This window comes from Deltaproteobacteria bacterium, assembly GCA_029210625.1.
In the GTDB taxonomy this organism is placed as follows: domain Bacteria; phylum Myxococcota; class Myxococcia; order SLRQ01; family SLRQ01; genus JARGFU01.
This window is the reverse complement of the sequence record JARGFU010000009.1, coordinates 82,466-99,671: the sequence shown is the minus strand read 5'-3', so window position 1 is coordinate 99,671 and position 17,206 is coordinate 82,466. Positions and strand designations below refer to the sequence as shown.

Sequence of the window (17,206 nt, the reverse complement as noted above, 5' to 3'; positions counted from 1 at the left end):
GGTCAGGCGCCGATGGCCTTGCGGATGGCCTCGGCGATGCGCTGGGCCTCCGCCTCGATCTTGGCCTGCTTCCGGCCCTCGACCAGGACCCGGGCCTTGGGCTCGGTGCCCGAGTAGCGCACCAGCACCCTGCCCTCGTCGCCCAGCGCCTGCTCGGCCTTCTCGATGGCCTTGTGGATCGCGGGCACCCGCCGGAAGGCCGGCTTCTCGCGGACCTCGATCCCCAGGAGGATCTGGGGGAAGGGCTCGAAGCTGCCGACGATCTCCGAGAGCGGGCGCTCCTCCTGGAGCATCATCGCCAGCACCATCAGGCCGGCGAGGGTGCCGTCGCCGGTGGTGGCGTGCTGGAGGAAGATCAGGTGGCCGCTCTGCTCGCCGCCGAAGGTGAGCCCCTTCTGCCGCATCCGCTCCACGACGTAGCGGTCGCCGACCTGGGTGCGCAGGACCTTCCCGCCCACCTCGGCCAGGGCGTGGTCGAGGGCGAGGTTGCTCATGACCGTGGTGACCAGGGTGCGGCCCTTCAGGGCCCGCCCCCGGATCAGGTAGCGCGCCAGCGCCGCCATCAGGGCGTCGCCGTCCACCACCTTCCCCTTCTCGTCCACCAGCACCACCCGGTCGGCGTCGCCGTCGAGGGCGATGCCCAGGTGGGCCTGGTGGCGCAGGACCGAGCGGGCGAGCTGCTCGGGGTGGAGCGCGCCCGACTTGCGGTTGATGTTCCGGCCGTCGGGGCGGTTGCCCATGCGGACGACCTGGGCGCCGAGCTCCTCGAAGACCGCCGGGGCGCTCTTGTAGGCGGCGCCGTGGGCGCAGTCGATCACCATCCGGATTCCGTCGAGGGTGCGGTCGGCCGGGAAGCAGTTCTTCAGGTGCACCACGTAGCGGCCGATCGCGTCGTCGATCCGGAAGGCCTTGCCCACCCGGTTGTCGGTGGGCCGGCGGCGCTGGCCGCTCTGGCCCATCACGTCGGCCTCGAGCGCCGCCTCGACCGCGTCGGGGAGCTTGAAGCCGTCCCCGGCGAAGAACTTGATGCCGTTGTCCTGGAAGTAGTTGTGGGAGGCCGAGATCACCGCGCCGGCGTCGGCGCGCATCGAGTGGGTGAGGAAGGCGATCCCCGGAGTGGGCAGCGGCCCGCAGAGGAGCACGTCGACCCCCATCGAGCAGATCCCCGCGGCCAGCGCCTGCTCGAACATGTAGCCCGAGAGGCGGGTGTCCTTGCCCACGACGATCCGGTGGCGGCGGGGCCCCGCGCGGACGTGGCGGGCGATGGCCGCCCCGAGGGCCATGGTGATCTCGGGGGTCATGGGGTGGACGTTGGCCTTGCCCCGGACACCGTCGGTGCCGAAGAGGGTGCGGCTGGCGTTCTCTGGCCTCTTGCTCACGCTGGGCTCTCCTCACCGGGGACGGGGCCGGGCGCCTCGTAGGCGCTGCCCGCGGGGCCGGCGGCGCGGATGGCGTCGGCGATGTCGAGGGCCTGGCGGGCCTCGGCGACGTCGTGGATCCGAAGGATGTGGGCGCCCTCTCGCGCGGCGAGGACCGCGGCCGCGAGGGTGCCCGGCAGGCGGGCCTCCACCGGCGCGCCGGTGACGGCGCCGATGAAGGACTTGCGGGAGGGGCCGACGAGGATGGGCTGGCCCAGGCTGGCGAGCTCTCCGAGGCCGGCGATGAGGGCCAGGCTCTGCTCGGCGGTCTTGGCGAAGCCGATCCCCGGATCGACCGCGATCCGGTCCGGGCTCACGCCGGCCTCCACCGCTGCCGCGACCGCCTGGCCGAGGCTCCCGACGATCTCGCCCCAGAGGTCGCTGTAGCGGGTGTGGGACTGCATCGCCTCGGGCGTCGCCCGGAGGTGCATCACCACCAGGCTCGCCCCCTTCTCGGCGGCCAGCTCGGCCATCCCGGCCTCGCGCAGCCCCGAGATGTCGTTCACGATGCGCGCCCCGGCGTCGAGGGCCGCGCGGGCCACCTCCACCTTGGTGGTGTCGATCGAGACCGGCGCGCCGAGGGCCACGACCCGCTCCAGCACCGGCAGGACCCGGTCGATCTCCTCGCTCGCCTCCACCGGCGGCGCCCCGGGCCGGGTCGACTCGCCGCCGACGTCGAGGAGGTCGGCGCCGGCCTCGAGCATCGCCGCCGCGTGCGCCTCGGCGGCGGCGGGGTCGAGGAAGCGGCCCCCGTCGGAGAAGGAGTCGGGGGTGACGTTGAGCACCCCCATCAGGTAGCTGCGCTCCCCGAGGGGGAGCCGCTGCTCCCCCACCCGGAAGTGGGCGGGGCCCCTCTCGGTGTGCGAGAGGCAGGCGCTGATCCGGTCGGCCAGCACCTGCAGCCGGGGGTCGTCCCCCATGGCGGCCTGGGTGGCCAGGGAGAAGACCTCCCAGCGGGTCCCGCAGATCATCGCGGCCCCGCGCTCGGCGGTGAAGACCGCGGGGCGGGCGCGCTCCTCCTCGGGCCGGCGCCCCAGGGCGCGCAGGGCCCGGGCGTCCTCGTCCTCGAGCTCCGTCAGCAGCAGGTGGATCGGCCGGGCCATCGCCTTGGCGGCCTGCCGCTGGCTGCTCTCGGCGAGCCCCAGGCGGCGCGCGAAGCGCTCGCCCTCCTCCACTGCGTCGATCTTGACTCGCCGGACCAGCATGGAGACGTGCATACCCGAAAGCCCGCCAGCGGGGCAGGCTTCGGGCGCCGATGCAGGGCCTGGTTCTAGGCCTTCTCGGGCTCGGGCTCGGGGCCGCCGCCGGTGAGCCCGTCGAGGGCGTCGAGGAGCTTCTTCTTGCCGCCCTCGGCCTTCCCGTTCTCCTCGGGCGCCGGCTCCGGCTCCCGCGCCGTGGCCGCCGCGCGCTCGATGGGGCGGCCGGCGATCAGCTCGTCGACCTCACCCCCGTCGAGGGTCTCGAACTCGACCAGGGCGGTGGAGATGCGGTCCAGCGCCTCGCGGTTCTCCTCGATCATCTTCCGGGCGCGGGCGTACTGCTCCTTCACGATCCGGGAGACCTCGTCGTCGATGGCCCGGGCGGTGTCCTCGGAGTAGGTGGCGCGCTGGGTCATCTCCCGGCCGAGGAAGATCTCCCCCTCGCCCTTGCCGAAGGCCAGGGGCCCGAGCTTCTCGCTCATCCCCCACTCGCAGACCATGTGGTGGGCCATCTCGGTGGCCCGCTCGATGTCGTTCGCGGCGCCGCTGCTGATCTCGTCGACCACCAGCTCCTCGGCGATCCGCCCGCCCATCAACATGGCGATCATGTCGAGGAGGTACTCCTTGGTGTAGTTGTGCCGGTCCTCCTCGGGGAGGGTCATCGTCACGCCGAGGGCGCGGCCCCGGGGGATGATGGTCACCTTGTGGACGGGATCGGCGCCGGTCAGCTTGGCGACCAGCGTGTGGCCGGCCTCGTGGATCGCGGTCGTGCGCTTCTCCTCCTCGGAGAGGACCATCGAGCGCCGCTCGGAGCCCATGAGCACCTTGTCCTTGGCGGCCTCGAAGGCGGTCATGTCGACCTGCTCCACCCCCCGGCGCGCGGCCAGGAGCGCGGACTCGTTCACCAGGTTCTCGAGATCGGCGCCCGAGAAGCCGGGCGTCCCGCGGGCGATCACGTCGAGGTCGACGTCGTCGGCGATGGGCACCCGCTGGGTGTGGACCTTGAGGATGCCGAGGCGGCCCCGCACGTCGGGGCGCGGGACGATGATCCGGCGGTCGAAGCGGCCCGGGCGCAGCAGCGCCGGGTCGAGGACGTCGGGGCGGTTGGTGGCGGCGATGAGGATCACGCCCTCGTTCGACTCGAAGCCGTCCATCTCCACCAGGAGCTGGTTGAGGGTCTGCTCCCGCTCGTCGTGGCCGCCGCCGAGGCCCGCGCCGCGGTGCCGGCCGACGGCGTCGATCTCGTCGATGAAGATGATGCAGGGGGCGTTCTTCTTGCCCTGCTCGAAGAGGTCGCGCACCCGGGAGGCGCCGACGCCGACGAACATCTCGACGAAGTCCGAGCCGGAGATCGAGAAGAAGGGCACGCCGGCCTCGCCGGCGATGGCGCGGGCCAGCAGGGTCTTGCCGGTCCCCGGCGGCCCCATCATCAGCACACCCTTGGGGATGCGACCGCCGAGGCGGGTGAAGCGCTTGGGGTCCTTGAGGAAGGAGACGATCTCCTCGAGCTCTTCCTGGGCCTCGTCGATGCCCGCCACGTCGGCGAAGGTCACCTTGTTGGCGTTCTCGGTGAGGAGGCGGGCCCGGCTCTTGCCGAAGCTCATCGCCTTGCCGCCGCTACCCTGGATCTGCCGCATGAAGAAGAAGAAGAGGAGCACCAGCACCAGCAGCGGCAGCCACTGGACCAGGAGGGTCAGGAGGAAGGAGCCCTGCTCGGGGTTCTCGAACTCGAGCTTCACCTCGCCGTCGGCCAGGGCGGCCCGCAGCTCGGCGTCCACCGGCCAGGGGCCGACGGTGCGGAAGGACCGCCCGTCCTTGTAGGTGCCGTTGTAGGCGGTACCCTTGATCTTGAGATCTTCGACCTTCTTCTCGGCGACCTGCACCATGAAGGTCGAGTAGTCGACCTTCTGCTCCTCCTTACCGGGCTGGGAGAAGACGTTGTAGAAGGAGACGAAGACGACGATGATCAGCGCCCACAGGAGGACGGTCTTCGTTGACTGCTTCAAGGGTCGGGGCCTCGCTGGCTTGGGGGACTCACGGCCCGCCTCATGTGGAAAATCGAGCGGACCACCCTAGCATAAGGGCGCCTCGACGCAGGGCAACCCTCCAGATTCCCCGGGCTTTCAGGGCCTGGCGGGCGTGCGCCCGAAAGTGAGCCTCCCCTTGCGCAGGATGGCGCAGAGCCCCCCGGGCAGGCTGCGCTCCCAGGGATCGCGCCGCTCGCCGCCCACGCGGGCGAGGATCTCGTCGATGAAGGCGGCCTCGGTGCGCACGCTCTCGCCCTCCTCCACCAGGCCCTCCCGGCGGGCGGCCTCCCGCCAGGCCCGGATCAGGACCCGCCGGGCCAGGGGACGCGGCGCGGCGGCGAGCCCGGCGGCCTCGAGCGCCTCGCCCCGGCGCAGCGCGGCCTCGAGCTCACCGGCCATCGCCTCCAGGAGAGCGTCGTCCTCGGCCGCGAGGCCGGCGAGGCGCGCGAGGGCCTCCACCGAGCGGGGGTTGAAGCGCTCCTCGAGCAGGGGCAGCAGGGTGTGCCGCAGCGCGCTGCGATCGAAGCGAGGATCCTCGTTGCCGGGATCGTCGTGGAAGGCCAGCGCGTGCGCCTCGCAGTAGGCCCGGAGGGCCTCCCTCCGGCAGGCGAGGAGCGGCCGGAGCCACACCCCCCGCCGCGGCCGGATCGAGGCGAGCCCGCCGACCGAGGTGCCGTGCAGGGCGCGCATCAGGAGGGTCTCGGCCTGGTCGGTCGCGCTGTGGGCGCTGACGATCCAGTTCGCGCCGACCCGCTCACGCAGGGCCTCGAGGGCCTCGCGGCGCAGCCGGCGAGCCAGGGCCTGCAGCCCCCCCGCGGCGCCCGGCGGCCCCGCCCCGGCGAGGTCGATCCGCGCCGGGTGGAAGTCGAGCCCCAGCGCGGCGGCGTGGCCGCGGACCGTCTCCACCTCCGCCTCGCTTCCTTCGCGCAGCCTGTGATCGACGCTGACCACGCTCAGCCGAGGCTCCCCGAGCCTCGCGCGCGCGCCGGCGAGCGCGTGCAGGAGCGCGACCGAGTCCGCCCCGCCGCTCACCGCGACGAGGAGGTGATCCGCGGGCGCCCAGAGGCCCTCCTCGAAGGCCGCGCGCAGGGCGGACTCGACCGGATCGTCACGGTTTTCTGCCAGTGATTTCGACAACTTGACTGGGGGGGGATTGCGGGGTCGGTTTCAGATGTCTATCCTGAAGACAAGCGAAAAGAGAATAGCCACCGGTGACGACCGGGTACGTCGGCTCCTCGCGAGTCGGCCGGGATGTTCGGAGGGAACCCCTCCTCTCCTCTGACCTCGGGAAAGTGCACGGAAGGAGTCGGTGGTTTGCGGACCTTGGGGTCCCCCCTCCCCCTCAGGGTCCCCCGGCCCCGCGCTTCACGGCGCGGGGTCGGTTTTTTTTGGCGCAGGCTCCGGCACCGCCGCCTCGAGGTTCGCCCTCACGAAGGCCCCCACCGCGGCCCCATCGAAGGCGACGCTGCGCCCCTGATCGGGGGTGGGTCCGTAGCAGATGACGAGCGCCCGGGCGCGCGAGTCGAAGCCCGGCACGCCGTTGCGCAGCACGCCGCCGACGTAGACGACCTCGCCCTCGCGGATGGCCACGCCGCGGTTCACGCCGGCGGTGCTCCGCCCCGGGGCGTTCGGGAGCACCAGCTCGGTCGGCAGCTTGTCCTCGAGCTGCGCGAAGCCCTCCACCGGCTGCAGCATCTTCCCCCGGGGCAGCTTCAGCTCCAGGAGGAGGAGCCCGAGGCGCTCCTCCCGGGCGACCACCACCGCCTCGCCGAGGCGCTGGTCGTCCTGGATCGCCCAGATGGACCTCGCCCCCTCCAGCCAGCGCGAGGGCGTCACCACCCGGCGCGGCCCCACGACCAGCCCGACCCCGTCGATCACCCGCTCGGCCTCGAGCTCGGACTCCTTCTCGGCGTGGCGCTCGAGGCGGACGAGCGAGTCCTGGATCCGCTCGGCGAAGGCCTGCAGGTCCTCGGCGTAGCGCCAGTCGTACTCCTTGCCCACGGAGCTCCGCTCCTCCCGCAGCTCGGCGAGGCGGTCCATCGGCGCCTCGGCCGTCGCGGCGAGGGGCAGCAGGAGCACGCCGAGCAGCAGCCGGGAGGCGGTCCGCCAGGCCCAGAGGTGAGGACGAGGGCTCATTTGCTCCAGTGGTCCGAGACCATCACGTCCACCACCGTCGGCACCTTCGGCAGGAAGCGATCGCCCGCGGCGACCATCTCCTGCTCGAGCACCCTCGCGGCCTCCTCGGCCCGGTCGGCGTCGACCTCGACCAGCAGCTCGTCATGGATGGTGTTGACGAGGAAGGCATCGATACCTTCACGCTGGTAGTGGCGGGTGAGGCGCGCCATGGCCAGCTTGGTGATGTCCGCGGAGGCGCCCTGCACGGGCATGTTGCGGGCGACCCGCTCGAGGTGGGGCCGCTTCTCGGGCTCGCTGGCGCCGTCGAGGTAGAGGCGCCGCCCCGAGAGGGTCTCGCAGTGGCCGCGCTGCAGGGCCTCGCGCACCGAGCCCTCCAGGTAGCGCTTCACCCGGGGGAACTTCTCGAAGTAGCCCTCGAGGAGCTTCTCCGCCTCGTTGCGGGAGATGCCCAGGGAGCTGGCCAGGCCGCCGGCGCCCATGCCGTAGACCAGGCCGAAGTTGATGGCCTTCGCCCGGTTCCGCAGCTCGGGCTCGGTCTCCTTCGTCACCGTCTTGCCGAAGAGCTCGGTGGCCACGGCGGAGTGGAGGTCCTCGCCCTTCTCGAAGCTCCGGAGGAAGGCCGGGTCGAGGGAGAGCTGCGCGAGGATCCGCAGCTCGCAGGTGGCGTAGTCCGCGGTGATCATCTTCCGCCCCGGCGGCGCGCAGAAGGCCTCCCGGAAGCCCTCCCCCTTCTTCACGTTCTGCAGGTTCGGCGAGTCGCAGCTCGCCCGGCCGGTGGCGGCGCCGATCTGCCGGAAGCGGGGGTGCAGGCGCCCGGTGACCGGGTGGATGTGGGCCAGGAAGCCCTCGCCGTAGGACGAGAGGGTCTTCTGGTGGTTGCGGTAGATCAGCAGCTCCCGGGCGACCGGGTGATCGAGGCCGCCGAGGGTCTCCTTGTCGAGCCCGGGGAGGTCGGGGAAGCCGAGGCGGGCGAAGACGTCTCGCAGCTCGCTCTCCGACTCGTAGTTCACGTTCACGTTGCCGAAGAGGTCCCCGCCCACCACCGGCAGGAGCGCCTTCTCCAGCTTGCCCCGCGCCTCGTCCCGGGCGACCTGGGCCCGCTCCAGGATCGCCTCCCAGGCGGGCCGGTCGAGGTTGATGCCGTGGTACTCGAGATCGGCGAAGGCCAGGGTGGCGGCGCCCTCGATCTGCGCCGCCAGCTGCATCCCCTCCCTCTCGATCTCCCGGCTCTGCTCCAGGAAGAGGTGGTAGGTCGCCAGGACGTCGTCGATCGCGTAGTCGATCTGGGCCTCGGTCAGCTCCCCCTCCATCCGCTCGAAGCTCGAGCGCACCGCCTTGTCGAGGGAGAGCCCCACCCGCCGCTCGCTGCAGGCCTTCAGGGTGCGCGCCCCCACCCGCCTTCCGCCGGCCAGGAGGGTCTCCAGCATCATCGTGTCCTGGGGGCGCGAGACCGTGAGCCCGACCTTCTTGAGGAACTTCAGGTCGAACTGGGCGTTGTGGAAGACGGTGATCCCGTCGCGCTCGAGGACCGCCTGGAGGGGGGAGAGGTCGGTGACCTTCCGGGCGTCCACGGCGATCTGGTAGCGGTCGTCCCCGACCTGGACCAGGAGGACCTCGTCCCGATGCGGGTCGAGGCCGGTCGTCTCCAGGTCGCAGGCCAGCACCGGTCGCCCGACCAGCCGCTCCACCGCCCTCGCGAGGGCGGCGCCATCCTGGATCAGCTCTGCCACGGAGGGTTTCTATCACCTCCGGCCCGAGATCACCTCAGCGGCAGCGGGACTGGCCGTCGAAGTCCGTGGTGCAGACGAAGGGCGCCGGGCACTGGCCCGCCCCCGGGGTGCAGCGGATCGCGCAGCGCGAGTCGCCGATGCCCAGGAAGTTGCAGTCCGAGTCGTCGGTCCCCGGCACCCCGCAGACCTCGCCGGAGAAGGGCTGGCACTGGGAGCCGAGGTCCCGGTGGGCCGCGCAGGTCTGCACGCTGTTGCCGTAGTCCGGCACGCACTGATCGCCCCGCCCGCTGCCGAGGGTCACGCACTGGTAGCCCGCCGGACAGCTGCCGCCGCCGCCGCAGTCGATGCCGCAGCCGCGGTCGATCTCGGTGGCGTTCCCGCCGTTGCCCTCCATGAAGATCACGCAGAGATCGGCCGCCGTGCCGCACTGGGCGTCGTCGGTGCAGGTCTCGCAGAGGGCCCGGCCGGTGTCGGGCACGCAGACCTCGCGGGCGAGGTCGCAGGTGCCGCCGGTGCAGTGCGCGTCGCTGGTGCAGGCCACGCAGCTCTCGTTCGAGCAGGCCGGCAGGGCCGGATCCGCGGTGCAGTCGGCGTCGACCAGGCACTCGATGCAGGAGCCGGCGTCGCAGACCCCGGCCGCGCAGTCGCCGTCGACCACGCACTCGGCGCACTGGCCGGTGCTGGCGTCGCAGACCTCGCCGGCGTTGCAGTCGGTGGCGTCCACGCAGCCCACGCAGACCCCGAGGGTTGCGTCGCAGTTGGGCTTGGTGAAGCCGCAGTCACCATCGACGGTGCAGCTGCGGGTGCACTCACCGCCCGGATCGCAGGCGTCGAGGAGGCCGCCCGGGCAGTCGCCGCCGTCGAGGCACTGCACGCAGTCGTGGGTGGTGGTGTTGCAGCGCGGGCTGCCGAAGCCGCAGTCGGCGTCGGTGTCGCAGCCGGCGACGCAGCTGCCCGGGGTGGTGCCGAGGTCGCAGTAGGTGCCGTCGGCGCAGTCCCGACCGTCGCGGCAGCCGTCGACGCAGCCCTGGTTCTCGCAGATGGTCCCGAGGCCGCACTCGGCGTCGGTGGTGCAGCCGGGCACGCAGAGCAGATCCACCGTGTGGCAGATCTCACCGGCGGCCGGGCAGTCCCCGTCGTCGCGGCAGCCGGTGCGGCAGAGCTGGCTCTCGCAGATCTCGTCGGCGGCGCAGGCGGCGTCGTCCCGACAACCGGTCAGGCAGGCCAGGTTCTCGCAGATCTCGTCGGCGGCGCAGCCTGCGTCGTCCCGGCAACCCGGGGTGCACTGGGAGGTGAGGCAGATCTCGCCGGCGGCGCAACCAGCGTCGTCGGTGCACTCCACGCAGAGGTCGTTCTGGCAGGCCTGGCCGCCCGGGCAGTCACCGTCGACGAGGCAGGCGAGGCAGGCCCCGTACGCGCCGCGCGAGGGATCGCAGACCGTGTCCGCCGGGCAGTCGAGGATGCTCGCGCAGCCCGCCACGCAGTAGCCCGAGACGCAGACGTTGCCCGGATTGCAGGGGGTGTTCACGTCGCAGTCGGTGCCCACCGCCACACACTGGCTGGACACGCAGACCTCCGGGGCCGTGCAGTCGCCGTCGACCTGGCAGCCCACGCACTGGCCGGTGGCCGTGTCGCAGACCGGGAGGGCGGCGTCGGTGCAGTCGGTGGAGGCCGTGCAGCCGGCGCCGACGCAGGCGCCCGAGCGGCAGACCCGGCCGGTGTCGCAGCCGCTGTCGTCCCGGCAGCCAGAGATGCAGACGTTGCTCTCGCAGATCTCCTCGAGGCCGCAGCCGGCGTCGTCGGTGCAGGAGGTCGTCCCCTCGCAGACGCCGGCGTTGCAGACCTCGCCGGTGCCGCAGTCGGCGTCGGCCAGGCAGGCGACGCAGGTGCCGGCGGTGGTGTCACAGAGGGCGGTGGGCGCCGCGCAGTCGGCGTCGGTGGTGCAGGTCGGCTCCCGCTCGCAGCGCCCGGAGACACAGGTCCACCCCGCGGCGCAGGCCGAGTCGTCGGCGCAGGCCCGGATGCACCGGTCGGCGCTGCCACAGTAGGCGTCTGCTCCGCAGTCCGCGTCCGCGGTGCAGGCGAGCGAGTCCGCGCAGGCCTCATCCACGCAGAAGCCGGTGGTGCAGTCGGCGTTCGTCTCACAGGGATCGGTGGCGACTGTGTCGTTGCCGCATCCGACGGCGGTGAAGAGCAGCAGCGTCAGGGCGGCGATGAAGGTGGGGAATCGCATGGTGGCCTCCTCGTGAACGGATCGCGTGTTCGTTCGAAGCTACCTGTCCGCCACGCCCGTGGGAAGGCCGGGAGACGCACGCAGACTGCAACGAAGTGCAACAGGATTCGGTGTTTTCTTGCTCATGTCCTACACCCTCCTACAGTGGAGACAGGCATCGCCCCCGTCGTACCCGAGCCTACCCCCACCCAAGGAGACCCGATGGCCGGCACCAAGAAGCGAAGCATCTACTTCCCCCAGTCCATGCTCGACGAGATCGAAGAAGAGATGAACCGGCAGGAGCGCACCCTCTCCTGGCTGGTGCAGCAGGCCTGGCGCCTGGCCGGCCCGACCATCCGCTCCTTCCCCGGAGTGGACGACCTCGGCGAGCGGCACGTGGCCTGATGATGGACCGCCTGCTGACTGCAGCGCTGGTCTGCATGGGGCTCGTCCTCCCGGCCGCTCCGGTCCGGGGGGACACCCCTGCAGATCCGGTCCTGCTCGAGGACTTCGTCCCCGAGGCGAAGGAGCAGCACCTGCGCGAGGCGTTCGCGGCGCACGAGCGCCGGCGGACCCTCCTCGAGGACGGCCCCGAGGCCACCGTCTCCGAGGAGAAGGCGAGCGCGACCCTCCTGGCCTCTCGCGCGCTCCTCCGGCGCTGACCCCCTCTCCTCTTCGCCGCGCTCCGGGCCCCTAGGGACAGGCGGGCGGCGGCGGCAGGTAGGGAGGGTGAGTCTGATCGGGCACCGCCGAGGCGCTCCCCGTCCCGGTGCTCACGTCGGCCACCCCCGCGGTCCAGACGTCGTTCGCGCTCCCGGCCGTGAAGGTGTGGTTCGCCTCCCAGAGGATGCTCCCCCGGTAGACCACGCGAACCGTGGCGTCGACCGGACCGGCGGCCTTGTTCTCGAAGTGATGGACCGCCACCGTGTAGGGCACGCCGCCCGCCAGCGGCGCCGTGGGCAGGCGGATCGTCTCCAGCCGGGTGTCCGTACCGACCACGGTGCTCCCGACGTTGTCGAAGACCAGGATTGGATCGGTGAGCTGGTTGCTGTCTCCGTCCAGCTTGCCGTCGGCGTCCGCGTCGTCGCCCCAGTCGAGGATGGGGATCCCCGAGCCCGCGCCGGTGACGTCGGTGCAGGTGTCCCAGAAGCAGTCGAGGGGATCGCAGAAGGGCACGCCCCCGGGGGCGATGAGGTGGAGATCGAGGTCGGCGCCGACGTGCCAGGAGAGCTCGACGGTGAGATCGTCCTGGGGGACGGCGTCGATCACCAGCACCCCCTCGGGCGAGGCGAGGCCCGCCGAGTCGGTGACGGTCAGCCCCACCCGGTAGGTCCCGATGGCGTCGATCTCCAGCCAGGGGGGCGGCTCGCCCAGCCCCGGGGCGGGCCCGGCGCTGGAGTTGCCGATGCTCGCGCCGGAGATCGCCGGCGCCTCCAGCAGCGTCCAGACGTAGGTCAGCCCGCTCACGCCGTCCTCGGGATCGGCCGAGCAGCTGGCGTCCGGATGGGCGGTGAGGCGCAGGGTGTCCGCCGGACGGGCCGCCGGCGCGAAGGGATCCGCGGGGACCTCGACCGAGCCGTTCTGGTGCTCGATCTCCAGGACCGCCGGGCAGGCCGTGGGCGCCTGGTTCACCGCGCCGGTCGCGCTGACCCGGACGATGGCGCTGCCCTCGTCGGGGTCGTTGCTGACGATGGTCAGGTCGGCGCTCACCGGTCCCTGCTCGGTGCCCAGGAAGGTCAGCGGCACCTCGATCCCGCCCCCCACCACGACCGAGGCGCCCGCCAGCGGCTCGCCCAGGGCGATGCCGACGTTGGCCGGCAAGAGCGCCGTGCTGGCGTCGATCTTGAGCGGCGCCTCGCCGACGTTGCGGATCAGCACGCTGCGGGAGACGGTCCGGCCCCGCCCGGCGGAGCCGAGATCCAGCTCGAAGACGGCGCCGTCGGGGACGCAGGTCGGCTCGGTCTGGCCCGCCGCCAGGGGCTCGCAGAGAGCGATGTCCGGCGCCCGCCCGATGGCCCGCAGGGGGACGATCAGATCCCCGGCGTCGGCGTTGCTCACCACCACCAGGTTGGCCTCGTAGGTCCCCTCCTCCCGCGCGTCGAAGGTCACCGGCAGGTCGGTCGACGCCCCCGGCAGGAGGGAGGCCGGGTCGGCCTGGGCGGGCACCGAGAAGCGCCCGGCGTCCGGACCGACGATCGAGAGGGACTCGATCCTCACCGTCCCGGAGCCGAGGGAGGTGACCGTCACCGGCTCGACCGTGGGGAAGCGGATCGGGGCCGCCCCGAAGTCGAGGGTCCGGGGCGCGGCCTCGAGCACGAAGGTGAGGCGGTTGACGTCCTCGTCGCAGCCGCCGCAGCCGCCGAGCCCCGCCACCAACACGAGCAGCAGGAGATCGGGGACCGTCCAGCCTGTCTGGGGGATCTTCACGCGGAACTACCTACACCGGAACAGGAGGTCCTACCTAGGGGCTCGCTTGACACCTTTACGCACTCTGTCATACCCCGAGGTACAGATGACCGCGCCGGAACCCGGACCCCAGGCCCGGGCGAGACGAGCCGGCGCCCGATCCGAAGGAAAGAGCACGGGTAAGAAGATGAAGCCGACCGACAAGCGCAAGCAATCGCTCTACTTCCCGGAGTCCATGCTGAAGGAGATCCAGGAGGAGGCCGCCCGGCAGGACCGCTCTCTCTCCTGGGTCGTGCAGCAGGCCTGGAAGCTCGCCCGCGAGGACGTCATGAAGTTCCCCTCGGTGAACGATGTCATCGGCGGATCCGACGATCCCCGCGGCCGCGACGAGTGACCTAGCAGATACCCCTCGGGGTATCAGGCTGCTTCTCGAGTACGGCTGCCCGGCACGGGCAGCAAGCAACCCAACCGAAGGGTCGGGTTGCCCTAGTCGCAGTTGTCGAGGACCAGGCGCCCCTCGACCCGCGGCTCGTAGGGCAGCACCGGACTGGAGTGCAGGTCCAGGTAGTCCTCCACCGCCTCCACGTCGAGCCGCCCGAGGCTGTTGAAGCCCGGCCGCCCGGCGAGGGTCGCGAAGCCGTCGTTGCCGTCGGCGCGCAGCAGGTAGTCGTTGGTGGCGACCCGGTAGAGGGTCGTCGTGTCGGCGGGATCGATCTTGCAGGCCGAGCGGCCCGTGTCGCAGACGTTGCCGGCCGGGCAGTCGGCCTGCACGGCGCAGGGCACCCGGTCACCGAAGCGGATCGCCTGCACCCGGGTGCCGGGGACCGTGATCGCGCCCTCGACGACCTCCTGGGGGGTGCCCGTGCAGTCCACGATCACCTCCATGCCCTCGGAGACCTGGAGGAAGAAGCCCTTGTCGGGGTCGTCGGGATCGCCGAGGGCCGAGACCGAGTGCTCGAAGATCTCGATGACCTCGGCGGCGTTGAGCTCGACCACCACCACCCGGTTGGTGAAGGGCATCACCTCCCGGAGATCGGCGCGCGTCAGCGGCGGCGGATCGTCGGGATCGCCCGGGAGGGAGTCGACCTCGGCGCAGAAGCCCTCGTTGCGGATCCCGCCGGCGTTCTCGATGGCGCCGTCGACGGGGGAGACCGTGTCCCGGTGGTTCGGGTTCGCCGGGTTGTTGAAGGCGTCGGCGAAGGCGTCCGCGACCAGGTTGCCGATGGCCATCTCCTCGGTGCGGACGCGGTTCTCGGTCACCGGGATGGGCGCCGCGAGGTAGCCGATGATGGTGTCCGGATCGACGAGGTCCGGCGGTGAGCTGCACTCCTCGTTGAAGGCGATGCAGCCCGGCGCCGCCAGGAGGGTCACGGCCAGGGCCGCCGGGAGGAGGATCGAGAGGCGCCGTCTCATCAGAAGGACCCCCGCAGGGTGAGCTCCCCCGAGAGGCCCGGGCCGGGGAGGAGGCCCGTTACCCGGTCCGGACGCGGGACGTCGTCGTGGCGGGGGGAGTCCAGCGCGTTGCGCAGGGTGAACTCGAGCACCAGGTGCCCCCCGAGGGGCCGGGTCCGCAGGGTGGCGTCCACCAGCGCGTAGGGCTGGATCCGGAAGCGGTGGAGGGCCTCGAGCTTGGAGCGGGCGTTGTTGCGGCGCTCGGAGCCGAAGCGGGCGGCCAGGTGGAGATCGAGGAGCGGCCCCAGGCCCAGCTCGGTCTGCACCACCATCTTGAGCTGCGGGGTGTCGGTGAGCAGGTTCAGGCCCGAGGGGGCGTTGGTGTCGAAGGCCCGGAACCAGGCGACCTCGACCTTCACCCGGTCGCGGGCCGAGAAGTCGATCCGCCCTCCCCCCTCCGCGCCGAAGACGTTGATCGGCAGCGCGCGGTTGGAGAGCTGGTTGATCACGCCCGTCTCGTCCACCGCCTCGATCCGATCGAGGAAGCGGTTGAAGAAGGCGTTCGCCCGCAGCCGGATCTGGTTCTTGCCGCTGGCGAGCCGGTGCTCGGCCGAGACCTCGGCGGTCTGGATCCGGACGGGCTCCAGGGTGGGATCGCCCTCGAACTGGCCGCGGGTCAGGCTGGACTCGAGGAGGACGGAGGTCAGCTCCTCGAAGGTGGGCACCCGGAAGGCGGTGGCGAAGAGGGCCTTGAAGGTCCAGGGATCGGTCGGCTGGAAGACCAGGCCCACCCGGGGGGTGACGGCGAAGGTGCTGCCCGCCTTGCCCTCCGCCAGGGGATCGTCCCGCCCGACGCCGCCGAGGAAGACGTCACCGCGCACGCCCGCGGTGAGATCCAGGCTCGGCACGAGGGTCCAGAGATCCTGGGCGAAGACGCCCAGCGCGATGCGCTGAGTGAGGCCCGCGTCGCCGGCCGGGAAGGTGACGCCCTCGGGGGTCGCGGGGCTCTCGAGGGGCGCGCCCGTCGCCGCGTCGAAGTTCACCCGGTAGTCCCAGGCGTCGAGGGCCTCCCGGGCAGCGCCGAGGCCGAAGGTCAGGGAGTTGCCCTCGAAGAGCTCGACGTCCGCCGCGGCCTGCAGGGAGATGCCGTCCGAGACGTGGTGGCGCTCCTCGAGGATCCCGTCCTCGAAGGTGGCGGTGGCCAGCTCGTAGCCCGCCGGGGCCAGCTCGAAGGTGCGAGAGATCGACTGAAGGTCTCCCGTCAGTGAGAGGCGCAGCCGCATCTTCTCGCCCAGGGGCCGCTGGTAGCCCACGTCGAAGAGCCCCACCATCCACGAGAGCTCCGAGCGGGGTCCGGCGGTGTCGAAGGACCCCAGGAGCGCTCCGCGATCCTGGTAGAGGGCCCGCAGGGACCAGTCGAAGACCGAGCCGTCCGAGAAGGGGTGGCGGCCGTGCACGCCGCCGTGGACGAGGCGGTGGTGGTCGTCGATGGCGCCGGCGGGATCGCCCTCGTCTCCGCCGAAGGCGTCCTCGATGATCGGGGAGTGGTAGCCCCGGCCGCTCTTCACGTCGGCCTCGAAGCGCACCCTGCCCTTCTCGCCCACCGGCAGGCCCAGCCCCACGTGGCTGCGCCCCACGGCGAAGGTGTCGAAGCCGGCCAGCCCCTGGATCCCCAGGGCCTCGGAGGGCACGACGTTGATGACCGCCAGGAAGGCGCCGGCGCCGAAGAGGGCCGCGCCCGGCCCCCGGATGACCTCCACCCGCTCGACGCCGGCGACCGGTAGCTCGTAGAGGTTGCGGCCGTCGTAGAGGTTGCCCAGGCGGTGCCCGTCGAGGAGGAGGAGGACCTCGGGATCGCTGCGGATGCCCCGCACCGAGACCCGGTAGAAGCCCTGCACGTCGCGCGAGACGGTGAGGCCGGGGATGCGATCGAGGACGTCGACCAGGGTGCGGGCCCCCATCGCCTCGATCTCCCGCCGGGAGATGGAGGAGACGATCGCGGGCGCCCGGGTCACCGTCTGGGCCCGCAGGGTCGCGCTGGTCACCACGGCCTCGCGGGCGATCGCCGAGAGCTCCTTGCGGCCCGCCGCGCGCAGCTCCTCGAGGGTCGGCCCCGCCTGGGGGCCCTCCCCGCCCTGGATCCGCGCCTCGGTGACCACGGGGATCCGCCGGGGTGCCTCGGCCGAGGCGAAGATCGCGACCTCGGAGCTGCCGCGCCGGGAGACCACGTAGTACTCGATCCAGGGCGCCTTCAGCTCGCTGGCCCGCACGACCGCCCGGCTCTCGTCGGCCCAGCCGGCCTTCACCGGGACCTCGCGCCAGGCCTCGCCCTCGCCGCGGTAGCGGACGACGAGCTCCTCCCCCGGCTGGCGGCCGATCACGCTGCCCACCAGCACCAGATCGGCCTCGGCGTGCTGGGCGACCGGCGGGGTGTGGAGGAAGGCGACCCAGGCCGTCTCGGACCCGAACCCGACGCCGGGCCAGAGCAGGACGATCAGCCCGACGATCCACGCCGCGCCCCGCGGCCCCCCGCCCGGAGGCGGGCTCACCAGCTGCTCGTCGTTGAGACCCATTCCCGAGTCATGCTCGTGGCGGGCGCGATCCCTGTCAAGGCGCGCCCGGATGCTTGTCCCGCCCCCGGAGGCAGGGCTACCTTCGAAGAGCGATCGAGGTCATCGCAGGGTCG

General features: G+C 72.1%; 13 protein-coding genes. 3 read left to right on the top strand and 10 right to left on the bottom strand.

The window, feature by feature from the left end; genetic code table 11:
* Positions 1–2: 2 nt before the first annotated feature.
* From glmM to P1V51_10285, 7 genes are all read right to left on the bottom strand, one after another.
* Positions 3–1,379, bottom strand: a complete 1,377-nt coding sequence (glmM, locus tag P1V51_10315) for a phosphoglucosamine mutase (GenBank protein MDF1563431.1) — start codon at positions 1,377–1,379, stop codon at positions 3–5.
* Positions 1,376–2,623 (bottom strand): dihydropteroate synthase, encoded by a 1,248-nt coding sequence (gene folP, locus P1V51_10310; GenBank protein MDF1563430.1) that lies wholly within the window; start codon positions 2,621–2,623, stop codon positions 1,376–1,378. Before folP ends, glmM begins: the two co-directional genes overlap by 4 nt.
* A gap of 65 nt (positions 2,624–2,688) precedes the next feature.
* Entirely contained in the window at positions 2,689–4,623 is a 1,935-nt protein-coding gene (ftsH, locus tag P1V51_10305; protein ID MDF1563429.1) for an ATP-dependent zinc metalloprotease FtsH, read from the bottom strand.
* Between the two features lie 117 nt (positions 4,624–4,740).
* A complete protein-coding gene (tilS, locus tag P1V51_10300) occupies positions 4,741–5,781 on the bottom strand; it encodes a tRNA lysidine(34) synthetase TilS (GenBank protein ID MDF1563428.1) in 1,041 nt (346 codons plus the stop codon).
* 228 nt (positions 5,782–6,009) lie between these two features.
* Positions 6,010–6,780 (bottom strand): hypothetical protein, encoded by a 771-nt coding sequence (locus P1V51_10295; protein MDF1563427.1) that lies wholly within the window; start codon positions 6,778–6,780, stop codon positions 6,010–6,012.
* On the bottom strand, positions 6,777–8,510 hold the full coding sequence (locus tag P1V51_10290) for a DNA polymerase (protein MDF1563426.1): 1,734 nt from the start codon (positions 8,508–8,510) through the stop codon (positions 6,777–6,779). The genes P1V51_10295 and P1V51_10290 overlap by 4 nt, the downstream gene beginning before the upstream one ends.
* A 34-nt stretch (positions 8,511–8,544) precedes the next feature.
* Complete coding sequence (locus P1V51_10285) at positions 8,545–10,743, bottom strand: hypothetical protein (GenBank protein ID MDF1563425.1); 2,199 nt, start codon at positions 10,741–10,743, stop codon at positions 8,545–8,547.
* 201 nt (positions 10,744–10,944) lie between these two features.
* Here P1V51_10285 and P1V51_10280 point away from each other — a divergent pair, with 201 nt between their 5' ends.
* On the top strand, positions 10,945–11,127 hold the full coding sequence (locus P1V51_10280; GenBank protein ID MDF1563424.1) for a TIGR04563 family protein: 183 nt from the start codon (positions 10,945–10,947) through the stop codon (positions 11,125–11,127).
* Entirely contained in the window at positions 11,127–11,384 is a 258-nt protein-coding gene (locus tag P1V51_10275; protein MDF1563423.1) for a hypothetical protein, read from the top strand. The genes P1V51_10280 and P1V51_10275 overlap by 1 nt, the downstream gene beginning before the upstream one ends.
* A gap of 31 nt (positions 11,385–11,415) precedes the next feature.
* Here P1V51_10275 and P1V51_10270 read toward each other — a convergent pair whose 3' ends face one another.
* Positions 11,416–13,149, bottom strand: a complete 1,734-nt coding sequence (locus P1V51_10270; protein MDF1563422.1) for a choice-of-anchor D domain-containing protein — start codon at positions 13,147–13,149, stop codon at positions 11,416–11,418.
* A 166-nt stretch (positions 13,150–13,315) separates the two neighbouring features.
* Between P1V51_10270 and P1V51_10265 the strand changes: the two genes are divergently transcribed.
* A complete protein-coding gene (locus tag P1V51_10265) occupies positions 13,316–13,522 on the top strand; it encodes a TIGR04563 family protein (protein ID MDF1563421.1) in 207 nt (68 codons plus the stop codon).
* Positions 13,523–13,614: 92 nt separating this feature from the next.
* On the opposite strand, the gene P1V51_10260 is transcribed toward P1V51_10265, so the two are convergent.
* Positions 13,615–14,541, bottom strand: a complete 927-nt coding sequence (locus P1V51_10260) for a 5'-nucleotidase (GenBank protein ID MDF1563420.1) — start codon at positions 14,539–14,541, stop codon at positions 13,615–13,617.
* Positions 14,541–17,093: a TonB-dependent receptor gene (locus P1V51_10255; protein ID MDF1563419.1), complete on the bottom strand. Its 2,553-nt coding sequence runs from the start codon at positions 17,091–17,093 to the stop codon at positions 14,541–14,543. The genes P1V51_10260 and P1V51_10255 overlap by 1 nt, the downstream gene beginning before the upstream one ends.
* Between the last annotated feature and the right edge of the window lie 113 nt (positions 17,094–17,206).

What these genes read in the sequence shown, in the direction of transcription:
- P1V51_10285 (MDF1563425.1), bottom strand. Translation starts at nt 10,743, where the DNA reads ATGCGATTCCCCACCTTCATCGCCGCCCTGACGCTGCTGCTCTTCACC.
- P1V51_10265 (MDF1563421.1), top strand. Translation starts at nt 13,316, where the DNA reads ATGAAGCCGACCGACAAGCGCAAGCAATCGCTCTACTTCCCGGAGTCC.
- P1V51_10280 (MDF1563424.1), top strand. Translation starts at nt 10,945, where the DNA reads ATGGCCGGCACCAAGAAGCGAAGCATCTACTTCCCCCAGTCCATGCTC.
- P1V51_10295 (MDF1563427.1), bottom strand. Translation starts at nt 6,780, where the DNA reads ATGAGCCCTCGTCCTCACCTCTGGGCCTGGCGGACCGCCTCCCGGCTG.
- folP (MDF1563430.1), bottom strand. Translation starts at nt 2,623, where the DNA reads ATGCTGGTCCGGCGAGTCAAGATCGACGCAGTGGAGGAGGGCGAGCGC.
- P1V51_10275 (MDF1563423.1), top strand. Translation starts at nt 11,127, where the DNA reads ATGATGGACCGCCTGCTGACTGCAGCGCTGGTCTGCATGGGGCTCGTC.
- P1V51_10260 (MDF1563420.1), bottom strand. Translation starts at nt 14,541, where the DNA reads ATGAGACGGCGCCTCTCGATCCTCCTCCCGGCGGCCCTGGCCGTGACC.
- P1V51_10255 (MDF1563419.1), bottom strand. Translation starts at nt 17,093, where the DNA reads ATGGGTCTCAACGACGAGCAGCTGGTGAGCCCGCCTCCGGGCGGGGGG.